The sequence below is a fragment of the Maricaulis sp. genome, from assembly GCF_015665295.1.
In the GTDB taxonomy this organism is placed as follows: Bacteria; Pseudomonadota; Alphaproteobacteria; order Caulobacterales; family Maricaulaceae; genus Maricaulis.
This window is the reverse complement of record NZ_JADFAJ010000001.1, coordinates 251,049-272,977: the sequence shown is the minus strand read 5'-3', so window position 1 is coordinate 272,977 and position 21,929 is coordinate 251,049. Positions and strand designations below refer to the sequence as shown.

Sequence of the window (21,929 nt, the reverse complement as noted above, 5' to 3'; positions counted from 1 at the left end):
TCCTCCTATTCGGCAGCCTGGATGACGCCGCGCTTGATCTGGTCGCGCTCGATCGATTCGAACAGGGCCTTGAAATTGCCCTCGCCGAAGCCCTCGTCTTCCTTGCGCTGGATGAATTCGAAGAAGATCGGTCCGATGGCTTTCTCAGAGAAGATCTGCAGCAGGAGACGCGGCTGGCCGCCTTCGGTCGTCCCGTCGAGCAGGATTCCGCGTTTCTTGAATTCCTCGGTCGGCTCGCCATGGCCCGGCAGACGGTCCTCAAGCATGTCGTAATAGGTTTCCGGCGGCGCGGTCATGAATTGGGTGCCGGCCTTCTTCAGGCGGTCCCAGCACTCGATGAGATTGTCGCAGGAGAACGCGATGTGCTGGATGCCTTCACCCTTGTATTCGCGCAGATATTCCTCGATCTGGCCGACCGCATCGGACTTCTCTTCATTCAGCGGGATGCGGATCAGGCCGTCCGGCGCCGTCATGGCGCGCGACACCAGGCCGGTATACTCGCCCTTGATGTCGAAATAGCGGATTTCGCGGAAGTTGAAGAGGTCCTCGTAATACTTGGCCCAATAGTCCATCCGGCCCTTGTAAACATTGTGGGTCAGGTGATCGATCACGTTGAAGCCGCAACCCTCTGGATGGATGTCGACGCCGTCAAGATAGTTGAAATCGATGTCGTAGATCGACTTGCCGTCCTCGAAACGGTCGATGAGATAGACCGAGGCGCCGCCAATCCCCTTCACTGCCGGGATGACGAGTTCGGAAATGCCCGGCTCGGTCAGGACCGGCTCGGCACCGCGCTCCAGGGCCTCTTCATAGGCCAGGGCCGCATCCTTGACGCGGAAACCCATTCCGCAGGCTGACGGGCCATGCTCTTTGGCGAAGAAGGAGGCTTGGGTCTCCGGCTCGTAATTGATCAGGAAATTGATCCCGCCCTGGCGCCACAGCTCGACATCCTTGGAGCGGTGATTGGCGATATGGGTGAAGCCCATCGCGGTGAAGATCGGCTCGATGATGCCGCGCTCAGGCGCCGTGAATTCCACGAACTCGAAACCGCAAAGTCCCATCGGATTTTCGAACAGGTCAGCCATGTCTTGTCTCCAGGATTGTCGGGGCGACGCCTTCGGGCCGCTCCGGAGATCCGGGCGGCGGCGTGCTGTGTTCAACTTGGTCCTTGATTACCTTACTGGTTGCTATTGCGTCAAGTTGTGATTGCAACTACTATTATTTGCATGACCCAGATGAATACCCATGCCTTCGGCGCCTCCGCCCAGTCTGAATCCGTCACGGAGCGACTCGATCCTGAGGCGGTCGCATCCGATGCTGTGGTCGGGGCTGCGGTCGGGGCCGGGACCGGTTTCGAGCCGATTCGCCTCAATGACTACTGGCCATACCAGGTCACGGTGCTCGCCGACCGGATCGCCCGCCTGACCGCGGCCATTGTGAAGCGCGAGGCCGGCCTCAACCTGTCGCAATGGCGAGTGCTGGCGGCCATCGCCGAGGCACCGGGACGCACGGCCGCCGAGGTTGTCACGGTGACGCCGATGGACAAGGGTATTGTCTCGCGGGCCACCAAGGCCCTGCTCGAGGCCGGACTCCTTGTGCGGCGCGCCTCCCAGGCGGATGGCAGGGTCAGCCACTTGTATCTGACCAGCAAGGGCAAAACGGTCTACGCGGGGCTCCGCCAGGCCGTAGAGGCCGTGCCGCTCGCCGCCAACCGGATGATGGATGATGGCGAGCAGGGCGCGTTCTGTTCCCTTGTGAGACGCCTCGCCAATTCCGTGCCGGAAGAAGACCGCTAGACAAGAGATTCGGATCATCAATTATCACCGGAAATTAGTGTTTTTCGGTGTAACAGAACGAATCACATAAGGCGGTACTCGGTGCGTCAGGCGATCATCATTTTCATCCATGTCCTGCTCTCGGCGTTTTTCGCCGGGATTTCCGGGCTGGCTGCGCACAATATCCTGATGTCGTCCCTGTCGACGGCACGGGCAGAAATGCTGCAATCCTATATCCGCGTCCGGGCGGATCGCGAGCAGACCCTGTTCGACGATGCGCGCACCCTCACCGAAGCTGCCGAGGCCGCCTTTCTGCGGCGCCATTCCCTGATCGACGGTACGGACATCGCCGACGAGTTCGATGCGCTTTTTCCGCCCTTTGGCGATGGAACGCGGCGCAGCCATCCTGACCTGTTCGACGGTCGTTCGCTGCCCGGGGCCGACTATGTGTTCGGGATCGGCGCCTATCTGGGTGACGGCGAAAACATGACAGTCGAGGAACAACGCCGCTATATGGCCGGTTTCCATGTCGTGCGCGCCTTCGGCGAAGCGCATCTTGGGGATTTCTCCAGCCTCTATTATTTCACGCCAGACCGGCGCGTGGTGATCTTTGCGCCCGAGCGCGAGGACCGACTGGCCTTCTATCGCTATGAGGCGCCGGCGGATTTCGATCTCCGGGCCGATGAAGATCCGCGCCTGTTCAGCCTCGAGACCAATCCCGACAGCCTGATGCAATGCACCCGCCTGTCGCGCTTTGTCTACAATGACGGCGGTGAGCGATCGGCGACGGCCTGCCGCAAGCCGATCCGTATCGACGGCGAGCTGATGGGCGCCTTCGGCACGTCGATTGACATGACCGAGCATCTCGCCTCGTCGCTGGAAGCGCCGCCGGCCGGCGGGGTGAATCTGGTTTTTGACCGTGATGGCAATGTCATCGCCCGCGGCCAGACGATCCAGCAGGCCCGCGCGATCGGTATCAATCCGGTCGAGATCATGGCCCTGTTGCGCGACGACCCGCGGCCGCGCGGTGTGGTTGGCACGCCGAGCAGCGAATTCCTGGTCGCCTTCAGCCGGATTGCCGGACCGGAATGGTATTTCGTCTCGGTCAGTCATCTCGCCGAGATCAAGGGCATCGCGACCCGCTGGGGCTGGCGCCTGTTCATTTTCATCTTCGTCCTGTCTCTGGTGATCAGCAGCATTCGCGGCCTGCTTCGGCGCTCGCACCTTGTGCGAGCCTTCCTCGAGCCGCTGGCGCCATCGCCGGTAATGCGTCGCTATGTCCCCAGCCCGGCCCGGCCGCAAACGGTCAGCGCGCCGGGCCGCGACCCCGAACAGCCACCCGCCGCGCCCTGACCGGCGAGGCGCGTCCACGCCAACCCTCGCGGCCACTGCACGGAATAAGCACTGGCCAGCTCCGCCCTCACAGCGTATGAGGGCGCGCCTTTTCACGACAGGAATGACATCATGAGCGCGTCCCTCGACAAGCTGCGCAATATCGCCATCGTGGCCCATGTTGACCACGGCAAGACCACGCTGGTCGACCAGCTGCTGCAACAGTCCGGAACGCTCGGCGAGCGGGCCAATGTGTCCGAGCGCATGATGGATTCCAACGATCTGGAAAAAGAACGCGGCATCACCATCCTGGCCAAGAATACCGCGGTCACCTGGGGCGACTGGAACATCAATATCGTTGATACGCCCGGCCACGCCGATTTCGGCGGCGAGGTGGAGCGCGTCCTGTCCATGGTCGATGGCGTGCTGCTGCTGGTCGATGCGGTCGACGGCCCGATGCCGCAGACCTCCTTTGTGACCAAGAAAGCGCTGGCCCGCGGCCTCAAGCCGATCGTCGTGATCAACAAGGCGGACCGTCCTTCGGCCCGCCCGGACTGGGTTGTCGACCAGACCTTTGACCTGTTCGACCGTCTCGGCGCCAATGAGGACCAGCTCGACTTCCCGGTCGTCTACGCCTCCGCCCTGCAGGGCTGGGCCGCGAATGAGGCCGGCGTGATCGGTACCGACATGACACCGCTGTTCGAGATGATCACCGCCCACACCCCGCCGCCGGGCGTCGATTTCGACGGCCCGCTGCAGCTGCAGGTCTCGGCGCTGGACTACTCTTCCTTCACCGGCGTGATCGGTATCGGCCGGGTGACCCGCGGCCGCCTGGCCCGCAATCAGCAGGTCATCGTCGCCAAGGCGGATGGCCGCGAAGTGAAGGGCAAGGTCCAGCAGATCTTCGGCTTCCACGGTCTCGAGCGTGTCGAACGCGACAGCGCCCAGGCCGGCGACATCATCACCTTCACCGGCATCGACAATCTGAAAATCTCCGACACGCTGTGCGATCCCGAGCATGTCGAGGCCCTGCCGCTCCTGTCGGTCGACGAGCCGACCCTGTCGATGACCTTCCAGGTCAATGACAGCCCGTTCGCCGGCCGCGAAGGCAAGTTCGTGACCTCGCGCAATCTCAAGGAACGCCTCGACCGCGAGCTGATCCACAATGTGGCGCTCAAGGTCGAGCAACAGGACAACCCGGACAAGTTCACCGTGTCCGGACGTGGCGAGCTGCACCTGTCCATCCTGATCGAGACCATGCGCCGCGAAGGCTTTGAACTCGCCGTGGGCCGTCCGCGCGTCGTCATCAAGGAAATCGATGGCGAGCTCTGCGAACCCTATGAAAGCCTTACCGTCGATCTCGAAGAGGCCGATCAGGGCGGCGTCATGGAAAAGCTCGGCCAGCGCAAGGCCGACATGAAGAACATGGTGCCGGACGGGCATGGCCGGGTGCGGATCGACTATGTCATCCCGACCCGTGGCCTGATCGGTTTCCGCTCGGAATTCCTCACCCTGACCTCGGGCACCGGCCTGATGTTCCACACCTTTGATCACTACGCGCCGAAGACCGGTGGCGAGATCGGCCAGCGTCACAATGGCGCCATGGTCTCAATGATCGATGGCAAGGTTCTCGGCTTCGCCCTGTTCAACCTGCAGGAACGCGGCAAGCTCTTCGTCGGTCACGCGGTCGAGGTCTATGAGGGCATGATCATCGGCGTGAACTCGCGCGATGACGACATGACCGTGAACCCGACCAAGGGCAAGAAGCTGACGAACATGCGCGCCTCGGGCACCGATGAAAACATCGTCCTGACCACGCCGATCAAGCTGACCCTGGAATATGCGCTGGAATTCATCAATGACGACGAACTCGTCGAAGTGACCCCGCAATCCATCCGCATCCGCAAGACCTTCCTGAAGGAACACGAGCGCAAGAAAGCCTCGCGCGCGGCGGGTTAGCCATCTGGGGACAGGTACAATTAACGCGCCGCGTTAATTGTACCTGTCCCGCCTTATGCCCTGCCGCCTGCGGCGTCACCCCTCCGTCTCGCCCTTTGGGCGATCCACCTCGCCTTGTCCGGGCGAGGACCTCTGCTTTTTCTGCCCCCCGCTTGCGGGGGAAAGACGCGTCGGCGGCCCTTCACCGGTGAATGCCGCGCATCCCATACCCGACCCTCGACAGTCGCGCTTCCACCAGCTACCTCTCTCGCAACAAAACACAAACCCAAGCGGGAGGTCCGTACCATGTTTGATAATCTGTTTTCCCTTGAGGGCCGGGTGGCGCTGATCACCGGCGGGTCGCGCGGCATTGGCGAGATGATTGCCGAGGGCTATGTGCGGGCCGGGGCCAAGGTTTACATCACCGCGCGCAAGGCGCCGGAATGTCTGGCCACGGCCGAGCGACTGTCCGAATTCGGCACCTGTATTGCCCTGCCTGGTGATGCTTCGGGCGCCGATGGCGCGCGGGCGCTGGCGGCGAAATTCCTGGAGCATGAGAGCAAGCTCGACATTCTGGTCAACAATGCCGGGGCCGCCTGGGGCGCGCCTCTGGACGAGTTTCCCGAGAGCGGCTGGGACAAGGTCATGGACCTCAATGTCAAGACACCCTTCTTCCTGATCCAGGCCCTGCACGGTGCGCTGAAGGCCGCCGCCTCGCCTCAACAGCCGGCGAAGGTGATCAATATCGCCTCGATCGACGGACTGTCGGTCAACATGATGGAGACCTATTCCTATGCCGCGTCGAAGTCCGGCATCATCCATCTGACCAAGCGCCTGGGCCTGGAAATGGCCAAGGAAAACATCAATGTCACGGCAATCGCGCCGGGGGCGTTTGCTTCTTCGATGAACAAGGTGGCGCGCGACCATGCCGACATGGTGTCCAAGGGCGTTCCCTCGGGCCGGGTCGGTGAGCCGTCCGACATGGCCGGCGCCGCGATCTTCCTGGCCTCGCGGGCCGGCGATTATGTGGTCGGCTCCACGCTGGTTGTGGATGGCGGTGTGGCCCAGGCGCGCGGGGCGTTTTAGGGCTCCAAGCCATAGCGCATTGAAAAGGGGCGGGCTCGGTGACGGGGCCGCCCCCTTTTCGTTGCTGAGCGCCCCGCAGGGCGGAAACATCCATTGATGTCTTGTCAGCCAGCGCGCCTCACCAGCTTCTTCAGGTCAAGGTCCGCAACGCGGCCGCTTCGCGGTTTCACCCTTGAGCTGAAGACGCTGGTGAGGCTTTCTCCCGGCAGGACATGAAAGGTTGAGAGGGCGCGGGCGTGTCTCTTCTGACATGGTCTGTCCTCCCCCGTTCAAGGGATACACGCGGCGCCGGCGTTTGCCCGATACTCGCCCTGTTCCAACAGGGGAGGACGCGATGCGCTGGTTGCGGGCATTCTTGGTAGTGGCGTGTGTGGGACTGGTCTCGGCCTGCAAGACTATCACGGGCGGGCCGCTGGTCAGGCCGGGTGAGCCGACCGGTGTGCTGGAGATTTCCAATGGATCGCGGCACACGCTGACGGCGGCAGTGCAGACGGATTGTTCGGCGATGAGCCACCGCCTCAACCGTCTGCCCTCTGGCGTGACAATTCCGCCGGGGCGGTCCCATCGTCTGACCGTGTCGGCCGGGTGCCGGGATGTCGATACCGGTCTGGCCTCTGGTACGATGCTGCACGAGGCCTGTTTCCGGACCCGGGTCCCGCCAGGGCGTCTGACGCGGCATCATGTCCGCGGCCGACCCTGTGACCGCGCAAGCAAAACGGGCGCCGGAGATGTCTCCGGCGCCCGTCTTGTCTTGCGGATCGGATCGGATGTGATCCGTCGCTTGCGGCTTACTGCCCCATGCGGCGGACTTCCACCTCACCCATGTCCAGCGCCCGGATCCCGTCCTCAATCACCGCAGCATCGCCGATGATCAGCCAGACCAGCTGGTTGGGCTGAACCACTTCCTGCGCTGCAGCCCGGACCTCGTCGAGGTCAAGCGAGCGGTAGCGCTCGGTCAGCGTGGCCGGAAAATTCCAGTCACGACCGAGATTGGCACTCGAGACCAGAGAGTTGCGGACCGAAGCCGAGGTCTCGAACTGGCCGGGCAGGGAGCGGGTATTGTTGTTCACCGAGCGCTCCAACTCATCCGGCGTGGCCGGATTGGTGGAGGTGAACTCGTCGAACTCGCGCAGAAGCTCGGCCAGGGAGTCCGAGGTGCGGTCGGTCTGGACCGGCGCATAGACCATCCAGGGCCGTTGGCCACGGGCACCCCAGAGCAGGGTCTGGGCACCGTAGGACCAGCCCTTGTCCTCGCGCAGGTTCATGTTGACCCGGGCCGAGAAGGAGCCGCCGATGGCGTCATTCATGGCCGAGTAGACTTCCGGATTGTCGACCGAGCCGGACGGGCCGACAAGGCCGGCCAGGATCAGCGATTGCGGCGAGTTCGGACGATCGACGATGATCACCCGGGCGGTGTCCGCATTGCTGGCCTCGGTGAGGTTCTTTTGCGGCAGCGGCGTCGACGGGGCCCGCCAGCCGCGGAAGGCCCGCTCGAGGATCGGTGTTGCCTCGTCCAGCGTCGTGTCACCGACGATGAACAGGGTGGCATTGTCCGGACGCAGCCAGGCGGTCTGGTGCGCCAGCAGGTCGGCCCGCGTGAAGCCGGTCACGGCTTCCGGTGTGCCCGAACCGGTGAAGGGCACCGAATAGGCATGGCCTTCGCTGTACATCTCCGGCGGCAGCATGCGCAGGGCGATGGCGATCGGATTGGCCATTTCCTGTTGGATGCCGTTCAGCGTCTGGGCGCGGACCCGTTCGATGTCCTGATCCGAGAAGCTCGGATCCGTGATGACCGTGGCCATCAGCTCGACCGACGGACGCAGATTGGTGCGCAGGGCCGAGAGGGTGACCGCGGCGGTATCGAGACCGGCACCGGTCGACAGGTTGGCGCCAAGGCTTTCGGCCCGGGCAGCAATCGCGGTGGCGTCCATGCGGCCGGCACCTTCGTCGAGCATGTCCATGGTGAAGCTGGTGAGGCCAAGCTGGCCGCCTTCGACACTGTCGGCTGCATAGCCGCTGTCGAACACCATCTGCATCTCCACCACCGGGACCGAGTCGCGGCGCACGAAGACGATGTCCATGCCGTTGGAAAGCTGCGCGGTTTCCACGGTCGGCCAAACCAGTTCAGGCGTCGATGCGACGACGGGCAGGGCCGAGCGGTCGGCATCGGTTTCGACGCTGGCATGATCCCCGAACGGCAGCACGGTGATTTCGTGCGAACCGGTGGTCAGCCATGCATTGGCGGTCGCGGTGATGGCCTCCGGTGTGGCGTCGTTCAGGCGTTGCAGGTGGGTGCGCCAGAAGCCGGGGTCGCCGGCATAGAGGGCGCCTTCGGCAAGTGTGACAGCCTTGCCGCCAAAGCCGCCAATCTGCTCGAGGCCGCGCACGACACCGGCATTGATCCGGGTCTGTGCGGCCTCCAGCTCGTCATCGGTCGGGCCTTCGGCGAGCAGTTCGGCGACGATCTCGTCGATACGGGCCGAGGCGGCAGCCACGTCTTCGCCCGGATTGAGTGTGACCTCGATATGGAACTGGCTGGCGAGCTGGTGTTCTTCGACATAGGCCACGGCACGGGTCGAGACCTGGCGGCCGAAGACGAAGTCCTGGTGCAGTCGCGAGGTGCGTCCGCCGCCGAGCACGGTGGCGAAGAGTTCGAGTTCGGCGCGTTCCTCGGTGATGCGGCCGGGCACGACCCAGGTGCGATAGATGCGTGCCTGCGGTACGTCATCATAAAGCACTTCGGAGGTGTCGAAGCGACGCTCCGGGATCCACTCATTGATGCGGTTCAGCGGCGGGCCGACCGGGGCGTCGCCGAAATAGCGCTCGACCAGCGGGCGGGCTTCCTCGGCATTGATGTCGCCGGCCAGGACGAGGACCGCATTGGTGGCGCCGTAGTACTGGCGGAACCATTCCTGCACGTCTTCCAGCGAGGCGGCGTCGAGGTCGTCCATCGAGCCGATCGTGGAGTGGGCATAGGGGTGGCCTTCCGGGAAGAGGGCGCGAAGCTGGGAATACTCGACCATGCCGTAAGGCTGGTTGTCGCCCTGGCGCTTCTCGTTCTGAACCACACCGCGTTGTTCATCGAGACGTTCCTGGTCGACAGCGCCAAGCAGGTAGGTCATGCGGTCGGATTCCATCCACAGCGCCATGTCGAGCGCCGGGGTCGGGACGGTCTGGAAATAATTGGTGCGGTCGAACCAGGTCGTGCCGTTCATGCCGGTCGCGCCGACATCCTCGAACGGACCGAAATAGTCGTCATTGTAGTTTTCCGACCCGTTGAACATCAGGTGTTCGAACAGGTGCGCGAAACCGGTCCGGCCGGCCGGCTCTGAGCCGGAACCGACACCGTACCAGATGCTGACGGCGACGATCGGCGCCTTGCGGTCCTCGTGCACGACGACGGTCAGGCCGTTGTCGAGCTCGAATTGTTCAAAGGGTATGTCGACATCGGGAAGCTGGGCGCTGGCCAGACCTGTCCAGGTCAGGGCCGCCGCGAAGCTGGCCGCGAGAATACGATGCATGAGTCTCTCCCACCTCTGCGTGAATGGGGCGCAACGTGACGCTGCGGCCCTGCGAGGTTAACTAAATTCCTCGTAATGATCAGCAAGGGCGGGGTTCGGGATAGCTCAGACCTTCTTCACAAATTCGGTCTTCAGCCCCATCTGGCCGACGCCGTCGATGCGGCAGTCGATATCGTGGTCGCCGTCGACGAGGCGGATATTCTTGACCTTGGTGCCGACCTTCACGACCTGGCTGGTACCCTTGATCTTGAGGTCCTTGATCACGGTGACGGTATCGCCATCGGCCAGCGTGGCGCCATTGGCGTCCCGCCAGACCCGGCCCGTCTCGCCATCAGCGGTGGCCAAGGCCGCGTCGGCGGACCATTCATGGGCGCATTCCGGACAGACCAGCAGGGCGCCGTCCTCGTAGGTCCACTGGCAGGTGCATTTCGGGCAGGCAGGCAGATCGCTCATGATCGGCAGGTCCGGGCTGGGATCGATTGCCTCACTTAGATGCCCATCGCCCGTCGGGGTCCACTGTGGCATGCGGTCGCTGTACGGGGCCAACGCGTCAGTCTGCGGCCGGGCCCGGCTCGACGGGCGATCACCGATGCTATGGCGCTTCCGGTGCCGCCGTACAGTTGTCGAGCGACAGGTCGCGGCACACGGCGGCATAGAGGGCATCGCCGCTCAGCCCGTCCGGGTCGGTCAGCCCGCGCCAGCTCAGCACCAGGCGGGCCGCGGCCTCGGTCTGCGAGCCGGGGGCGCCGTCGATCACGAAAGTGTAGCCCTGCGTCTGTCCGAAATCCTCTGCGGTGGCGAACTGGTGGCAAATGCCGGCCTGGACGGCGGCGATGCCCTGGAAGGGTTCGCTGAGGCCGGCCTTGACCTCGCAGACAGCATGCGGCGTTCCGTTCTCGACCAGGGGTGTGTTGGGTTGCGCAGCGGGTGTTTCCGTGCCCGCATTTGCGCCCGTCACCGGCTCCGGTGTCACGGCTTCGGGCTCGGCCGGTGGCGCGGTACCGACGACGCGCAGCGTGACCAGCAAGGGGCGCAGGTCCTCGTCGCGCAGGAGAAGCTGGTAGCGACCGACCACGGCCTTTTGCGGATCTGCAACGACCTCGAATTCGCCGGATCCGGAATCCTCGATGTTCAGGGTCAGGCCGTCAGGCGCCGATCCGATCCATTGCGCGGTATAGGGCGCATTGCCGCCATCGACATCGAGACCCACGGTATGGGTCGCGGTGTCTCCGAGGTCGATATTGACCGGCGGGCGGCGCAGTACGATGACGTCGCTGGTCAGGCCGGCCGCCATATCGACACAGTGTGAAACATCGCCGGAGAAACTGCTGGCCTCGAGGGAATCCAGTAGCGCCGTCACTGTCGCGGCGAGCTCTGTCACCGGGACCAGTGCAGCCCTTGTCTCCCGATTCCAGGCCGACAGGGCGGGGTCCAGCGGGTTGGAGCTCAGGACACCTCTGCCGGTGTCGTTCTGGTCCGGCATAGAGAAGAGATCGGGCCGTTGGGTCATCTGCCCGGCCAGCGTCAGGACGGACTGGTTGGCGGCCTGGATCGAGCTTTCCAGCGAGACATCGACACGGTGCAGGCGCAATTGTACGGCGAGGTCGACATCAATCAGGCTGGACATGAGCTGGTCACCGGCGAGCCGGGTCGAACTGCGGGCGAGCTGGAGTGAATCGCGCAATGCCACAAGATCGTTGATGGAAGACCGGATATCCTCGAACCGCGTCACCAGTGGCGTACTGGCGCCGACATGTTCCGGCGCCCGGGACAGGCGCCCCTGCAGGTCGGCGACCTGCGTCTCGAAACTCGTGAAGGGTTCCCCCGCAAGCCTCGTTGTCCGATCCATGGCTTGCGAGGAGGCCCGGAACAGGCAATTGGCGGCACGCTGGCCGTCCAGATAGATCGGCACGCGGGCCGGTGGCGCGACAATCGGGGAGAGTGTTGCGGACGTGCCGGCCAGCAGTCCCAGGGCTGTCGTTCCGCCTTCCGAACCATCCGTGAGCGCATTGGCGACCGCGCCGAGCGAGCCGACCAGTGTCGCGGCCCGCAAGCCCCGCCGTTGCTCGCCGTTGGCAGTCGCCGCTTCGCTGTAGCGAATCCGGTAAGCCTCTATGCAGGTTCGGGCCTCGTCCATTGTGGCCAGTGCATCGGTCGGGCGGTTTGTGCAGGCGGTGTCCGGTGTGCCGCTTCTGCCCTCGCCGCCGAAGCTCGTTGCGCATCCGGAAACCAGCACGCAGCCGGCGGCGATGATGGGCCAATATCCACGAAGCATTGTCGCTCCCCCCAATCATGACAATTGGCTGAAACGATAGCCTGTTTGTGCGTCCTGTGCTACCTTTCGTTGGCTTTTTCGGAGCAAACCTGCCTTTCTCGGGGCGAGCACTTTGGAGGCCGACGATTTTCATTCATCCCAGTCATCTGAACAAATGGCAGGTCCTGGAAGGTCTCGGGGCGGCACTTCACGCCTTGCGCAATGATGTCCCCGCGATCGATCTGGTCTGTAAATTCACCGAACTGGACGCGATCAGCGTGAAAGCGGCGCTGAAGGACGGCAATAATCCGATGCTGAGACTTCAGGACCTGCCGGGCCAGACCCGCGGTTGTTTTGATCCCAATAATGCCGGGACGATCACGCTGGACTCCGGGCTTCTGCAGAAATGGAATGCCGCCCCGCAAGACCCTGCCCTGCGCGACCTGGTCCTCGCGACCTGCCTGCACGAGCTGGTGCACTGGGGGCGACACAAATCCGGCGCGCCGGCCCATTTGTGTGCGAACGCGTCCGGCGCCGGACCCTGCATGACCGCCGGCTGCGGCCGGGCCTGCAGCCAGGAAGCGGGACACGCTTTCGAGGCCGAATGGGCAGGCCTGAAGCAGAGCCTCCCGCCGGCGCCGGGCGCCGCCGACTGCCATCTCATGAAGCTTGAATCGACGGCCTGACCCGACCGGCTTTCCGGGCGGGCTGCCGGGCGGGTTTGCAGGCGGGTTTCCAAGCGGGTTTTCGGGGCGTGCTACTGCCCGCCGCCGGCTGCCATCTGGTTGAACCAGCCTTCATATACCGGTGCAACATGGCTGCCGTAATAGAGCAATTCCGGCGTGTCGTGGCGCAGCGCCATGCGCGCTTGGGTAAAAGCCGTGACCGGCGGCAGATCGTGGCTGGGGGTTCCGTGGACGGTTTCCAGGGCGGCGCGCAGACCGTCGGCCTCACGGGCATCAGTGAGCACCCAGACGAAGGCGAGCGCGTCATCGGCAAACACGAATTCGGCCAGGCGCGGCGCGCCGGCATGGTCCAGCCCCTGGCAATCGACCTGGGTGTGGCTGGTCGTCGCAATCGGCATTTGCTCCAGCGGCAGTTCGCGCACGGTGAGGCTGGTGCAGGCGGCGTCAAGCAGGGGGCGGACCGCGTCGAGGCTGGCCCCGAAGTTTGCGGGCGACGGGGCGTGTTCCGGACCGGGCGATGCCGGGGTGTCGGCCAGGGCGCAGGCGCCCAGGCCCGCGGCCAGGGCGGCGATGGCGGTCAGGGTATGCCGGGCAGGGTGGCGTGTCATGGGAATGGTCCTTCATGCGGATTGATGATGGACCCAGCCTGCCAGCGCGAAAGATTATGGTCGTCCCGGATCAGGATACGGGACGTCAGCGCCCTGATTCTTGTCCTTATCCTCTCCTCGATCCTCGCGCTGTTTCCGGGCCGTCGCAGCATCCGCGAAAGCGCGGCTTGGCGTCTCGCCGCGCAGTTCGCGGTACAGCCTGTTGAAGGCGGACTTGGAGTTGAACCCAGCCTCGAAGGCGAGCGAGAGAAGGGTGGCGTCCGCATAGGCCGGATCTGCCATCATCGCATCGACCGCATCAATGCGCATGCCGTTCACATAAGCGGAAAAACTGTGGCCGCTGCCGGCATTCACCGCCCGCGAGACATCACGGGTCGTGCCGCCGGCGAGGCGCGCGATATCGGCCAGAGAAAGGCGCGGCTCGCGCCACACTTCCTGCGCCCGCACGATGGCATCAATGCGGGCAAAATCGGCGAGCGCATCGACATCATCGCCTTTCGAGGCGGCCCCGGCCCGTCCGGCCTCCAGGCTTCGCGGTGACAGGGCACCGCGATCACGGACATGGGTTCGCGTGCGCCAAGCCAGCGTGCTCAGCAGAATGGTGACCGCAATGAGGACAAGCGCCAGGCCGGGATCATCAAGGCCGGGCAGCCGGGCTGCAAAACTCGAACGGGCGATGTCGAGCGCTGCGATCATGACGAAGGCGTAGAAGGCATGACGGACCCAGCGCAGGCTGACCCGGTCGTCATCGGCCCGGACCTGGCCAGCCAGCCGGGCATGGTCGCGCAGGGCCAGGCCGGTGGCGACCAGATAGCCGACCAGCAGCGGCAGTCCGGCCAGTTGTGGCCAAGGGTCGGCCGGGCGCAGCAGGATAACGGTCAGTGCCGGGAGGGCATGCAGCAGGTCGCGCCAGCGCGGCCGCGCGTCGCGATAGCACAGGCCGCGGACAAACAGCCACAGGCCGGGACCATAGAGCAGGCCGAAAGCGCTGGTGATATTGGCGTGCGGCGGCAATCGCGCCTCGGTCGTGACCAGATTGGCCAGCATGTGGGCGGAGAACACCAGGCAGAGCAGGCCGAGGCTGGGCGAGATGCGGCGGACCAGGAGATAGGCCGCGAGCAGGCCGCCCTGATAGGCTGCGAGGAGCTGTACGGCGGCAAGCAGGCTCAACGGATCAGCCTCCCCCCCGGATTGCCTGCACGACGCTGATCACGATCGCCGTGTTGAAGCCGATCCCGAGCGTCGTCACGGTGGCCGCCAGGGCGGCAACCAGGGCCAGCATGAGCGCACGCACGGGCATCATCATGACGGCCCGGACGCGCTCGGGTCCGGCCCAGCGGGGGCGGGTCAGCTTCTCGACCAGATCGACAAACCCGCCGCGCCACAGCGAAACGGTGATGAAGATCCAGATCACCCCCCAGACCCAAGGCGCAAACGACAGGGCAAGCGCCATGCCGGGCAGGCCGAGCAGGGCTTTGATCTCTTCAAACATCTGTCGTCACTCCGGCACGCTTATTCCTCATTAGCCTTTACACCCGTCGCGCGCTACATGCGCAGGTAGACGCCGGAGCACGGTGAACTAGATGCACAGCTGTGGCGACGGAAGCGACGGATCGGGGCGACCGGATCGTGTCACAGGAACGGACGGCTCGGGGGCAGGTTGACGGACATGATGTCGATGAAGCGTATTTGGATGGCGGTGGCCGGACTTGTGGTGCTGGCCGCGGCCGGCTGGTGGTGGATGTCGCAAGGCGATCAGGCTTCCGGCGAAGTGGTGATCGAGACAGAGACGGTCAGCGAGGGCGAAGTGCGCCGCATCGTGTCCGCTTCAGGTGCCGTGCGGGCCCTGGTGACGGTTGAGGTCGGCTCGCAACTGTCCGGTCAGATTGAAGCGCTCTATGTCGATTTCAATGACACGGTCGAAGCCGGCCAGGTCATCGCGCAGCTCAATCCCGAAACCTACCAGACCCGGATTCGCGAGGCTGAAGCCAATCGCGCCACGGCCGCTGCGACCCTGGCCCTGCAGCGCGCCAACCGGTTGACCGCCGAAGCCAATGCCCGCTCGGCGCGGCAGGAATATGAACGCATCCAGGCCCTGTTCGATCGCGGCATCTCGGCCCAGTCATCGCTCGACACGGCCCTGACCGGGCATGAGGCAGCGCAGGCCAATCTCGCTGTGTCCGACGCGCAGATCCGCAATGCCCAGGCCGTCCTGGAACAGCGCGAAGCGACGCTGGAAGGCGTGCAGATCGACCTTGAACGGACCACGATCCGCGCCCCGATTAATGGCATCGTCGTCGACCGGGCGGTTGATGAAGGCCAGACCGTCGCCGCCAGCCTGTCGGCGCCGACCCTGTTCACCATCGCCCAGGATCTTGGCCAGGTGCAGATTGATGCCCAGGTCGACGAAGCAGATATCGGCCAGATCGCGGAAGGTCAGCCGGTCACCTTCACGGTCGACGCCTATCAGGGGCTCGAACTGACCGGCGTGGTCGACCAGATCCGCCTCGCACCGCAGATTCTCAACAATGTCGTGACCTACACGGTGGTGGTCTCCGCCGCCAATCCGGGTCAGCGTCTTCTGCCCGGCATGACGGCAAACATGGACATCATCACCGGCGAGCGGACCGGTGTGCTGACCGTGCCCAATTCGTCGCTGCGCTTCCGGCCCTCGCCAGCGCTTGAAGGCCGGACCCGTCCGGTCGAGACCGGCGCAGGCGGCGGCAGCGGTGGACGTGGCGGCCCCGGTGGCGGGCGTGGTGGCAATCCGATGGCCCAGATGGCCGAGCGCCTCGATCTCACCCCTGACCAGACCGAGCGGGCCGGCACCATTTTCCGGTCCGTGTTCGGGCGCATGGCGGCGCAGGCCCAGTCCGGCGGAAGCTTCGACCGCGAAGCGGCCCAGGCCGAGATCACCCGCGAGCTGCAGGGTGTTTTCACGCCGGAACAGATGGCCCGCTATCGCGATATCCAGCGCGAGATGCGCGAAACCCGGTCGGTGACGATCTGGGTCCTCGAGGACGATGGCACGCTGGCGGAGCGCCGGATCAGGGTGGGCATCAATGATACCCAGAAGACCGAAGTGGTCGGCGGTCAACTCGAGGCCGGCGAGGCGATCATCACCCGCGCCCGCGAGGTCCGTGAATAATGCCGGCGCTGATTGAGTGCCGGGACCTGGTCAAGACCTACACGATGGGCGACCAGACGGTGCATGCCCTCAACGGGGTCACGCTGGATATCGAGGCGGGCGAGTATGTCGCGATCATGGGGGCGTCGGGCTCGGGCAAGTCGACCCTGATGAATTTGCTCGGGGCGCTCGACCAGCCCAGCTCGGGTGAGCTGCGCATTGCCGGCGAGAATGTGCGGGCGCTGGGGCCCGATGCTGTATCGCGCTTTCGCAATCGCACGATCGGTTTCGTCTTCCAGCAATTCAACCTGCTGCCGCGCACGACGGCCGTTGAAAACGCCGCTCTGCCACTGGTCTATTCCGGCCTGCCGCACGGTGAGCGGGTGACGCGGGCGATGAAACGGCTCGAACAGGTCGGTCTGGGCGAGCGCACCGACCACCACCCGTCACAATTGTCCGGCGGCCAGCAGCAACGCGTCGCCATCGCCCGGGCCCTGGTCAATGATCCGAAAATCCTGCTCGCTGACGAGCCGACCGGCGCGCTCGACACCAGGACGTCCGAGGACATCATGGCGATCTTCGACCAGCTCAATCGCGAGGGCATCACCGTCATTCTCGTGACTCATGAGCAGGAAGTGGCCGATCATGCCCGCCGCCAGATCATCTTCCGGGACGGTGTCATCGTGGAGGACCGATCATGAACGCCCTTGCCTCGCTCCGGGTTGCACTGACGGCGTTGCGCATCAATGCATTGCGCAGCGCCCTGGCCATGCTCGGTGTGATTATCGGGGTCGCGTCGGTGATTGTTCTGGTTTCGATCAGCGAAGGGACCAAACAAGCCGTCGAGGCACAGATTGCCAGCTTCGGTGCCAATCTGCTGATCATCCGGCCGGGCTCGTCCATGTTTGGCGGCCGCCGCGGTGGCGCCGGCTCGGCAGAGCCGATGACCGATCGCGATGTCACCGCGATCCGTGACGAGATCGCCGGCCTGTCCGGCGTATCCGGCGAAGTCTCCGCCAGCACCACTCTGGTTTTTGGCGGCATCAACTGGACCTCGCGTATCCAGGGCGTGAATCCCGACTATTTCACGGCCCGCGGCTGGGTCATTGACGAGGGGCGGGCCTTCTCGGGCGCCGAGGATACCGGCGGGCGACGTTATGTCGTCATCGGGCAGACCATCATCCGTGAACTGTTCGACGGTGCAAGCCCGCTGGGCCAGTCGATCCGCATCGGCGGCCAGCCCTTTGAGGTCATCGGCACGCTGGAACCCAAGGGCGAAAGCTCGTGGGGGCAGGACCAGGACGATGTCGTCTTTGCGCCACTCGCGACGGTGCGGCAACGCTTCGGTGCCGGCATGAGTGTAACCGTGCGCGATGCCGTCTCCACCATTTATGCCGATATCGCGCCGGGTGAATCGACCTCGCGCGTGATTGCCGATATCGAGGATCTGCTGCGCATCCGGCGTGATATCCAGCCCGGTGCCGAGGATGATTTCGCGGTCGGATCACTGGCAGAGTTCATCCGGGCCCGCAACGAGACGGAAAGCCAGCTCGGCCTGCTGCTTGCCGTCGGCGCCGGCATTGTTCTGCTGGTCGGCGGGATCGGGATCATGAATATTATGCTGGTCTCGGTGACCGAGCGAACCCGCGAGATCGGATTGCGACTGGCGGTCGGGGCGCGTCGCGCCGATGTCCGCAACCAGTTCCTGATCGAGAGTATCGTGCTGTGCGTGATCGGCGGCCTAGCCGGACTGGTGGTCGGGGTCAGCGGTACGCTGATCTATGCTGAAGTCGGACAACTCGAAATCGTCATCGATCCGGTGATTGTCGCAATCGCGATCGGGGCGTCGGCCTTCGTCGGAGTGTTTTTCGGTCTCTACCCGGCCCATCGCGCCTCACGCCTGAACCCGATCGACGCCTTGCGCTTCGAATAGTGCACGCTAGTCCTGGCGCGGCTTCGGCGGTGTTTTGGGAAGGTTGAATATGAAGCGCGAGCCCCGGTCCGGTTCTGATTCGACCCGGATCGTCCCGCCCAGGCGTTCGACCGCCTGACGCACGACAGCAAGGCCGATCCCGGTGCCCGCATACTCTTCGCGTGTGTGCAGGCGCTGGAAAGGCGCGAAAATCTTTTCGGCGAAGCGCATGTCCAGGCCGATCCCGTTATCGGCGACGGTAAAGGTCCAGCCGCTCTCGGTCTCGACGGCGTCGAGCGTCACTTCGGGGTCTGCTTCACCGCGGTATTTGACCGCATTCGCAATCAGGTTTTGCAGGATCTGGGTCAGCAGGATCCGGTCTGACAGGATTACCGGGAGATTGCGGGTCAGGATCTTCGCATTGTTCTCGCCGATTGTCGTCTCGAGCTGGTCGATGACCTCGGCGGCGAGCGCCGCGGTATCGACATCGCCGAGATTGATCGGCTGGCTGGCCAGTTTGGAATAGGACAGCAAGTCATGGATCAGACGCTGCATGCGCTGGGCCGCGTCGGCGAGGAAGTCGAGACTGCGCGCTCCATCCTCGTCCAGCTTGTCTGAATAGCGCCGCTTCACCAGCGAGGAAAAGGCCGCCACCTTGCGCAGTGGTTCCTGCAGGTCGTGCGAGGCGACGGTGGCGAAACGGTCGAGTTCGCGATTGGTCCGCTCGAGTTGTTCATTGGCGGCGCGCAGCTCGGAGACATCCGTGAGGACGGCGTAGCTGCGCAGCGGCTTGCCGTCGGGGTCCAGCTCCAGGAATGACGACAACAGGACGTCGATCGGCTCGCCGGACTTGCGCAGGAAACGATAGGGCGTGTTGATATTCGCGCCAACCCGGAAGAGTTTTGGCAGCTCGATGGCGGCGGCGCGCTGGCGCGATTCCTGATCGAGGAACTCCACCGATTTCCGACCGATCACTTCGGCACGCGTATAGCCGAGATAGGACAGCCAGAAGTCGCTGACCTCAACGATATATCCCTCGCTGTCGATGGTGTGCATCATGGCGGGCGTGGCGCGATAAATGCGCTCGAAACGGGCCCGTTCCTCGCCCATCATGGCTTCAAGACGACGGGTGGCGTCGATATTCCACAGCACGCCTGATGCCGCGGTCGGCCTGCCGGCCGCATCGCGCTCGACGATGCGCCCTGTCGAGCGGTGCCAGACATATTCGCCATTCCAGTCGCGCAGCTGGTACTGATCGTCGGCCTGGACGTTCGGGCTGGTCAGAATGTGAGCAACGGCGGCGTCAACGGCGGCCAGGTCAGCCGGGTGGATGCGCTCGCGCCATTCGCTGAGCGGTATGGTGCGGCTTTCCTCGTCGCCATACAATTCGGCCACGATCGTGCCGCGAAGATTGATGGTCCGGGCGACCAGGTCGATCCGCCAGGTACCCAGCGCAGCCGCGGTCACAGCCTGGAAGAGTTGTTGCTCGCGATCCGCCAGCGCTTCCTGGGTCGCGAGACGTTCGGTGATATCGGCGATGAAGCCGGTCGCCACGGACGGCGCTCCCGCATTGTCGCGTTCGGAGACCCGGCCGCGATTGTGGATGCGGACCCATCCCGTTGTTTCAGACTGGTAGCGCAGGACGAGATCGATCGAATCGCGGGCGCCGGATCGCAGCGCGTGGAAAGCGTCGCGCGCCATTTCGATATCGTCGGGATGCACGCGCTCTTCCCAGTCATCATAAGTTACGCGGGCATCGCCGGCGGGCAGGCCCATCATGGCCGCGATGATAGCGCTGACCTCGGCCACCCGGGTCTTCAGATTCATGCGCCAGGCGCCTTCCCTGGCGGCGAGCAGCGCTTCGCGCAGGCGGCGGTCGCTTTCGGCCAGGGCGCGCTCGAGGCGGCGTTCCTCGGTAATGTTGCTGACAATACCGGCCGCCCGCGCCGTCTTTCCTTCCGGGGTCCATTCCACGATCCGGCCGCGCGAGCGCAGCCAGACTTCCGAACTGTCCGGTCCGATGACGCGGAACCGGCCCAGGCTGTGGCTGGCGCCGGCATTGAGCTGGTTGCGCGTCTGGCTCGTGAATGCGCCAAATCGTTCTCGAGCGACCGGTGCGACGTCCTTGGGGAAAAGGGCATACCAGTCGTCAAGCAGGACCGTCCCGCCATCTTCAACCTCGAGCAGGCGCGAAAGGAGGCCGGACACGCGAAGCTGGCTGCTTCCGATCTCAAGGCTCCAGGCCCCGTTATTGGCACCTTCCAGACCCTCGCGCATCAGGCGCTCGGTCTCTGTCAGCTTGATTTCGAGCAGTTTCCGTTCCGTGACGTCAACCAGGACACCGGCCGCCACCCGGCTTTGGCTATCTGGCTTGACGCTGCCGCGCGAACGCAGCCAGGTCCAGCCGCCGGTGCGGACGTCGCGGATGCGATATTCCGCTTCCAGCGTGTCACGGCTGCCGTCGGCGAGGGCTGTGACCTGGCGCTGGAGTTCCGCCCGGTCCTGCTCGTGAATGCTGTCGAGCCAGATCTTGGTATCGATCTGCTGCGGCTCGTCTTCGAGGCCGAGCATGGCCCGGATCATCCCGATCGGCGTGACACGCCGATTGACCGGGTCCAGTTCCCAGGCCCCGCTCGATCCGGATTCGATGGCATCGGCCAATTGCCGCTCGCGGGTGGCGAGCTTGTCTTCCAGCGCCTGCCGTTCCGTGGTGTCGGCGACGACGCCGGACACCCTCAGCGCATGCCCTTCGCGGGTGAATTCGGTGACCTTGCCGCGCATGTGCAGCCAGCGCCAGGCCTCGTCCGCGCGCTGTGCCTTGAAGACGATGTCGAGCGGTCGGGTCGGATGGGCGCGCAGACTTTCTATGGCGCCCGACAACCGCTCGCGATCCTCCGGTGCCGTGATCTCGAGCCAGCGCTCCAGTGAAATGGTCGCGTCGGCGCTGGAGATGCCGAGGAATTCGTTGATGAAGCCGCGCGTTGACCCGAGCCGGGTGACCAGATTGAGCGAGAAGGCCCCTTCATTGGCTGAGGCGAGGGCGGCGCGCAGCTGGATGTCGCTGGCTTCCAGCTTGGCTTTCAGCGACAGCTCTGCCGTCACATCGCGGATGAAGAGCAGGGTGCCCGTCCCGAAGGCGCCGGGACCGGTCGAGCGGGCGGCGACAGTCTCGCCATCAAAAATACGGCCATTGCGAGTCCGGTAGCGCGCGGTGAAGCGACCTTCCGACAGGCTCTCGGGGATTTCGAAACGGTCAGCTTCCAGCCGGTCGTAGAAGCGGGCATCAGCGAAGACGATCTGGGCCCGCTTGCCGGACAGGTCGGCCCGGTCATAGCCCAGCAGGTCCGAGCCCGCAGCATTGACGGCAGAGATGAGGCCGCGGGCATCCAGCTCAATAATGGCAAGCGGCGAACTGGCAAACAGTGCGCGTTGCATGTCGGCCGACCGGGCGGTCATGGCGCCAATGCTCCCGCGCTGTCTCTCATTCGTCACCTCGTGCAAGACCCTGAACCGGCACTTTGCGCGCGCCCGGTATCGATTGAAAAGGTCTGATTTGGCGGAAACTTAGCATTTGAACAGCGCGCGCGCCATGCAAAGACATTGCGAGTCCCGGGCAGTTGTTGATGAGAACGAGGCTGGCCTTGCGCCATTGTGTCGATATGCTCCCCCGTCATCGAGTATTCGGGGAGT

Annotated in this window: 16 protein-coding genes; 8 read left to right on the top strand and 8 right to left on the bottom strand. The window is 64.4% G+C overall.

What is annotated here, in order from left to right; all coding sequences use genetic code 11:
* Positions 1-5: 5 nt before the first annotated feature.
* Positions 6-1,085, bottom strand: coding sequence for a 4-hydroxyphenylpyruvate dioxygenase (hppD, locus tag QZZ02_RS01305; protein ID WP_291841747.1), 1,080 nt, complete (start codon positions 1,083-1,085; stop codon positions 6-8).
* Positions 1,086-1,226: 141 nt separating this feature from the next.
* On the opposite strand from hppD, the gene QZZ02_RS01300 reads away from it, so the two are divergent.
* The 4 genes from QZZ02_RS01300 to QZZ02_RS01285 all read left to right on the top strand — a co-directional run bounded on the left by QZZ02_RS01300 (position 1,227) and on the right by QZZ02_RS01285 (position 6,131).
* Positions 1,227-1,796, top strand: coding sequence for a MarR family winged helix-turn-helix transcriptional regulator (locus QZZ02_RS01300; protein ID WP_291841746.1), 570 nt, complete (start codon positions 1,227-1,229; stop codon positions 1,794-1,796).
* Between the two features lie 81 nt (positions 1,797-1,877).
* Positions 1,878-3,128: a cache domain-containing protein gene (locus tag QZZ02_RS01295; RefSeq protein WP_291841745.1), complete on the top strand. Its 1,251-nt coding sequence runs from the start codon at positions 1,878-1,880 to the stop codon at positions 3,126-3,128.
* 108 nt (positions 3,129-3,236) lie between these two features.
* Positions 3,237-5,066, top strand: a complete 1,830-nt coding sequence (gene typA / locus QZZ02_RS01290; RefSeq protein ID WP_366511481.1) for a translational GTPase TypA — start codon at positions 3,237-3,239, stop codon at positions 5,064-5,066.
* A gap of 285 nt (positions 5,067-5,351) precedes the next feature.
* Entirely contained in the window at positions 5,352-6,131 is a 780-nt protein-coding gene (locus QZZ02_RS01285) for an SDR family oxidoreductase (RefSeq protein ID WP_291841743.1), read from the top strand.
* Between the two features lie 788 nt (positions 6,132-6,919).
* Here QZZ02_RS01285 and QZZ02_RS01280 read toward each other — a convergent pair.
* From QZZ02_RS01280 to QZZ02_RS01270, 3 genes are all read right to left on the bottom strand, one after another.
* The gene (locus QZZ02_RS01280; protein ID WP_291841742.1) at positions 6,920-9,652 is read right to left on the bottom strand and encodes a pitrilysin family protein; all 2,733 of its coding nucleotides are present in this window, start codon (positions 9,650-9,652) and stop codon (positions 6,920-6,922) included.
* A 105-nt stretch (positions 9,653-9,757) separates the two neighbouring features.
* Positions 9,758-10,105 (bottom strand): zinc ribbon domain-containing protein YjdM, encoded by a 348-nt coding sequence (locus QZZ02_RS01275; RefSeq protein ID WP_291841741.1) that lies wholly within the window; start codon positions 10,103-10,105, stop codon positions 9,758-9,760.
* A 139-nt stretch (positions 10,106-10,244) separates the two neighbouring features.
* A complete protein-coding gene (locus QZZ02_RS01270; protein WP_291841740.1) occupies positions 10,245-11,927 on the bottom strand; it encodes a hypothetical protein in 1,683 nt (560 codons plus the stop codon).
* 194 nt (positions 11,928-12,121) lie between these two features.
* Here QZZ02_RS01270 and QZZ02_RS01265 point away from each other — a divergent pair, with 194 nt between their 5' ends.
* Complete coding sequence (locus tag QZZ02_RS01265; protein WP_291841739.1) at positions 12,122-12,592, top strand: hypothetical protein; 471 nt, start codon at positions 12,122-12,124, stop codon at positions 12,590-12,592.
* A 71-nt stretch (positions 12,593-12,663) separates the two neighbouring features.
* Here the strand turns inward: QZZ02_RS01265 and QZZ02_RS01260 are convergent, their stop codons facing one another.
* Genes QZZ02_RS01260 through QZZ02_RS01250 form a run of 3 tightly spaced genes read right to left on the bottom strand, consistent with a single transcriptional unit; the run spans position 12,664 to position 14,692 of the window.
* Positions 12,664-13,200 carry a hypothetical protein gene (locus QZZ02_RS01260; protein WP_291841738.1) on the bottom strand — a complete coding sequence of 179 codons (537 nt, stop codon included), beginning with the start codon at positions 13,198-13,200 and terminating at the stop codon, positions 12,664-12,666.
* A 54-nt stretch (positions 13,201-13,254) separates the two neighbouring features.
* On the bottom strand, positions 13,255-14,370 hold the full coding sequence (locus QZZ02_RS01255) for a helix-turn-helix domain-containing protein (RefSeq protein WP_291841737.1): 1,116 nt from the start codon (positions 14,368-14,370) through the stop codon (positions 13,255-13,257).
* A gap of 4 nt (positions 14,371-14,374) precedes the next feature.
* Positions 14,375-14,692, bottom strand: a complete 318-nt coding sequence (locus tag QZZ02_RS01250; protein ID WP_291841736.1) for a hypothetical protein — start codon at positions 14,690-14,692, stop codon at positions 14,375-14,377.
* Between the two features lie 186 nt (positions 14,693-14,878).
* On the opposite strand from QZZ02_RS01250, the gene QZZ02_RS01245 reads away from it, so the two are divergent.
* From QZZ02_RS01245 to QZZ02_RS01235, 3 genes are read left to right on the top strand one after another with little or no spacing between them, the layout of a single operon-like run.
* A complete protein-coding gene (locus tag QZZ02_RS01245; RefSeq protein WP_291841735.1) occupies positions 14,879-16,348 on the top strand; it encodes an efflux RND transporter periplasmic adaptor subunit in 1,470 nt (489 codons plus the stop codon).
* On the top strand, positions 16,348-17,028 hold the full coding sequence (locus QZZ02_RS01240; RefSeq protein WP_291841734.1) for an ABC transporter ATP-binding protein: 681 nt from the start codon (positions 16,348-16,350) through the stop codon (positions 17,026-17,028). The genes QZZ02_RS01245 and QZZ02_RS01240 overlap by 1 nt, the downstream gene beginning before the upstream one ends.
* Complete coding sequence (locus tag QZZ02_RS01235) at positions 17,025-18,260, top strand: ABC transporter permease (protein ID WP_291841732.1); 1,236 nt, start codon at positions 17,025-17,027, stop codon at positions 18,258-18,260. The genes QZZ02_RS01240 and QZZ02_RS01235 overlap by 4 nt, the downstream gene beginning before the upstream one ends.
* A gap of 6 nt (positions 18,261-18,266) precedes the next feature.
* Here the strand turns inward: QZZ02_RS01235 and QZZ02_RS01230 are convergent, their stop codons facing one another.
* The gene (locus QZZ02_RS01230; protein ID WP_291841731.1) at positions 18,267-21,695 is read right to left on the bottom strand and encodes a PAS domain-containing protein; all 3,429 of its coding nucleotides are present in this window, start codon (positions 21,693-21,695) and stop codon (positions 18,267-18,269) included.
* Positions 21,696-21,929: the final 234 nt, after the last annotated feature.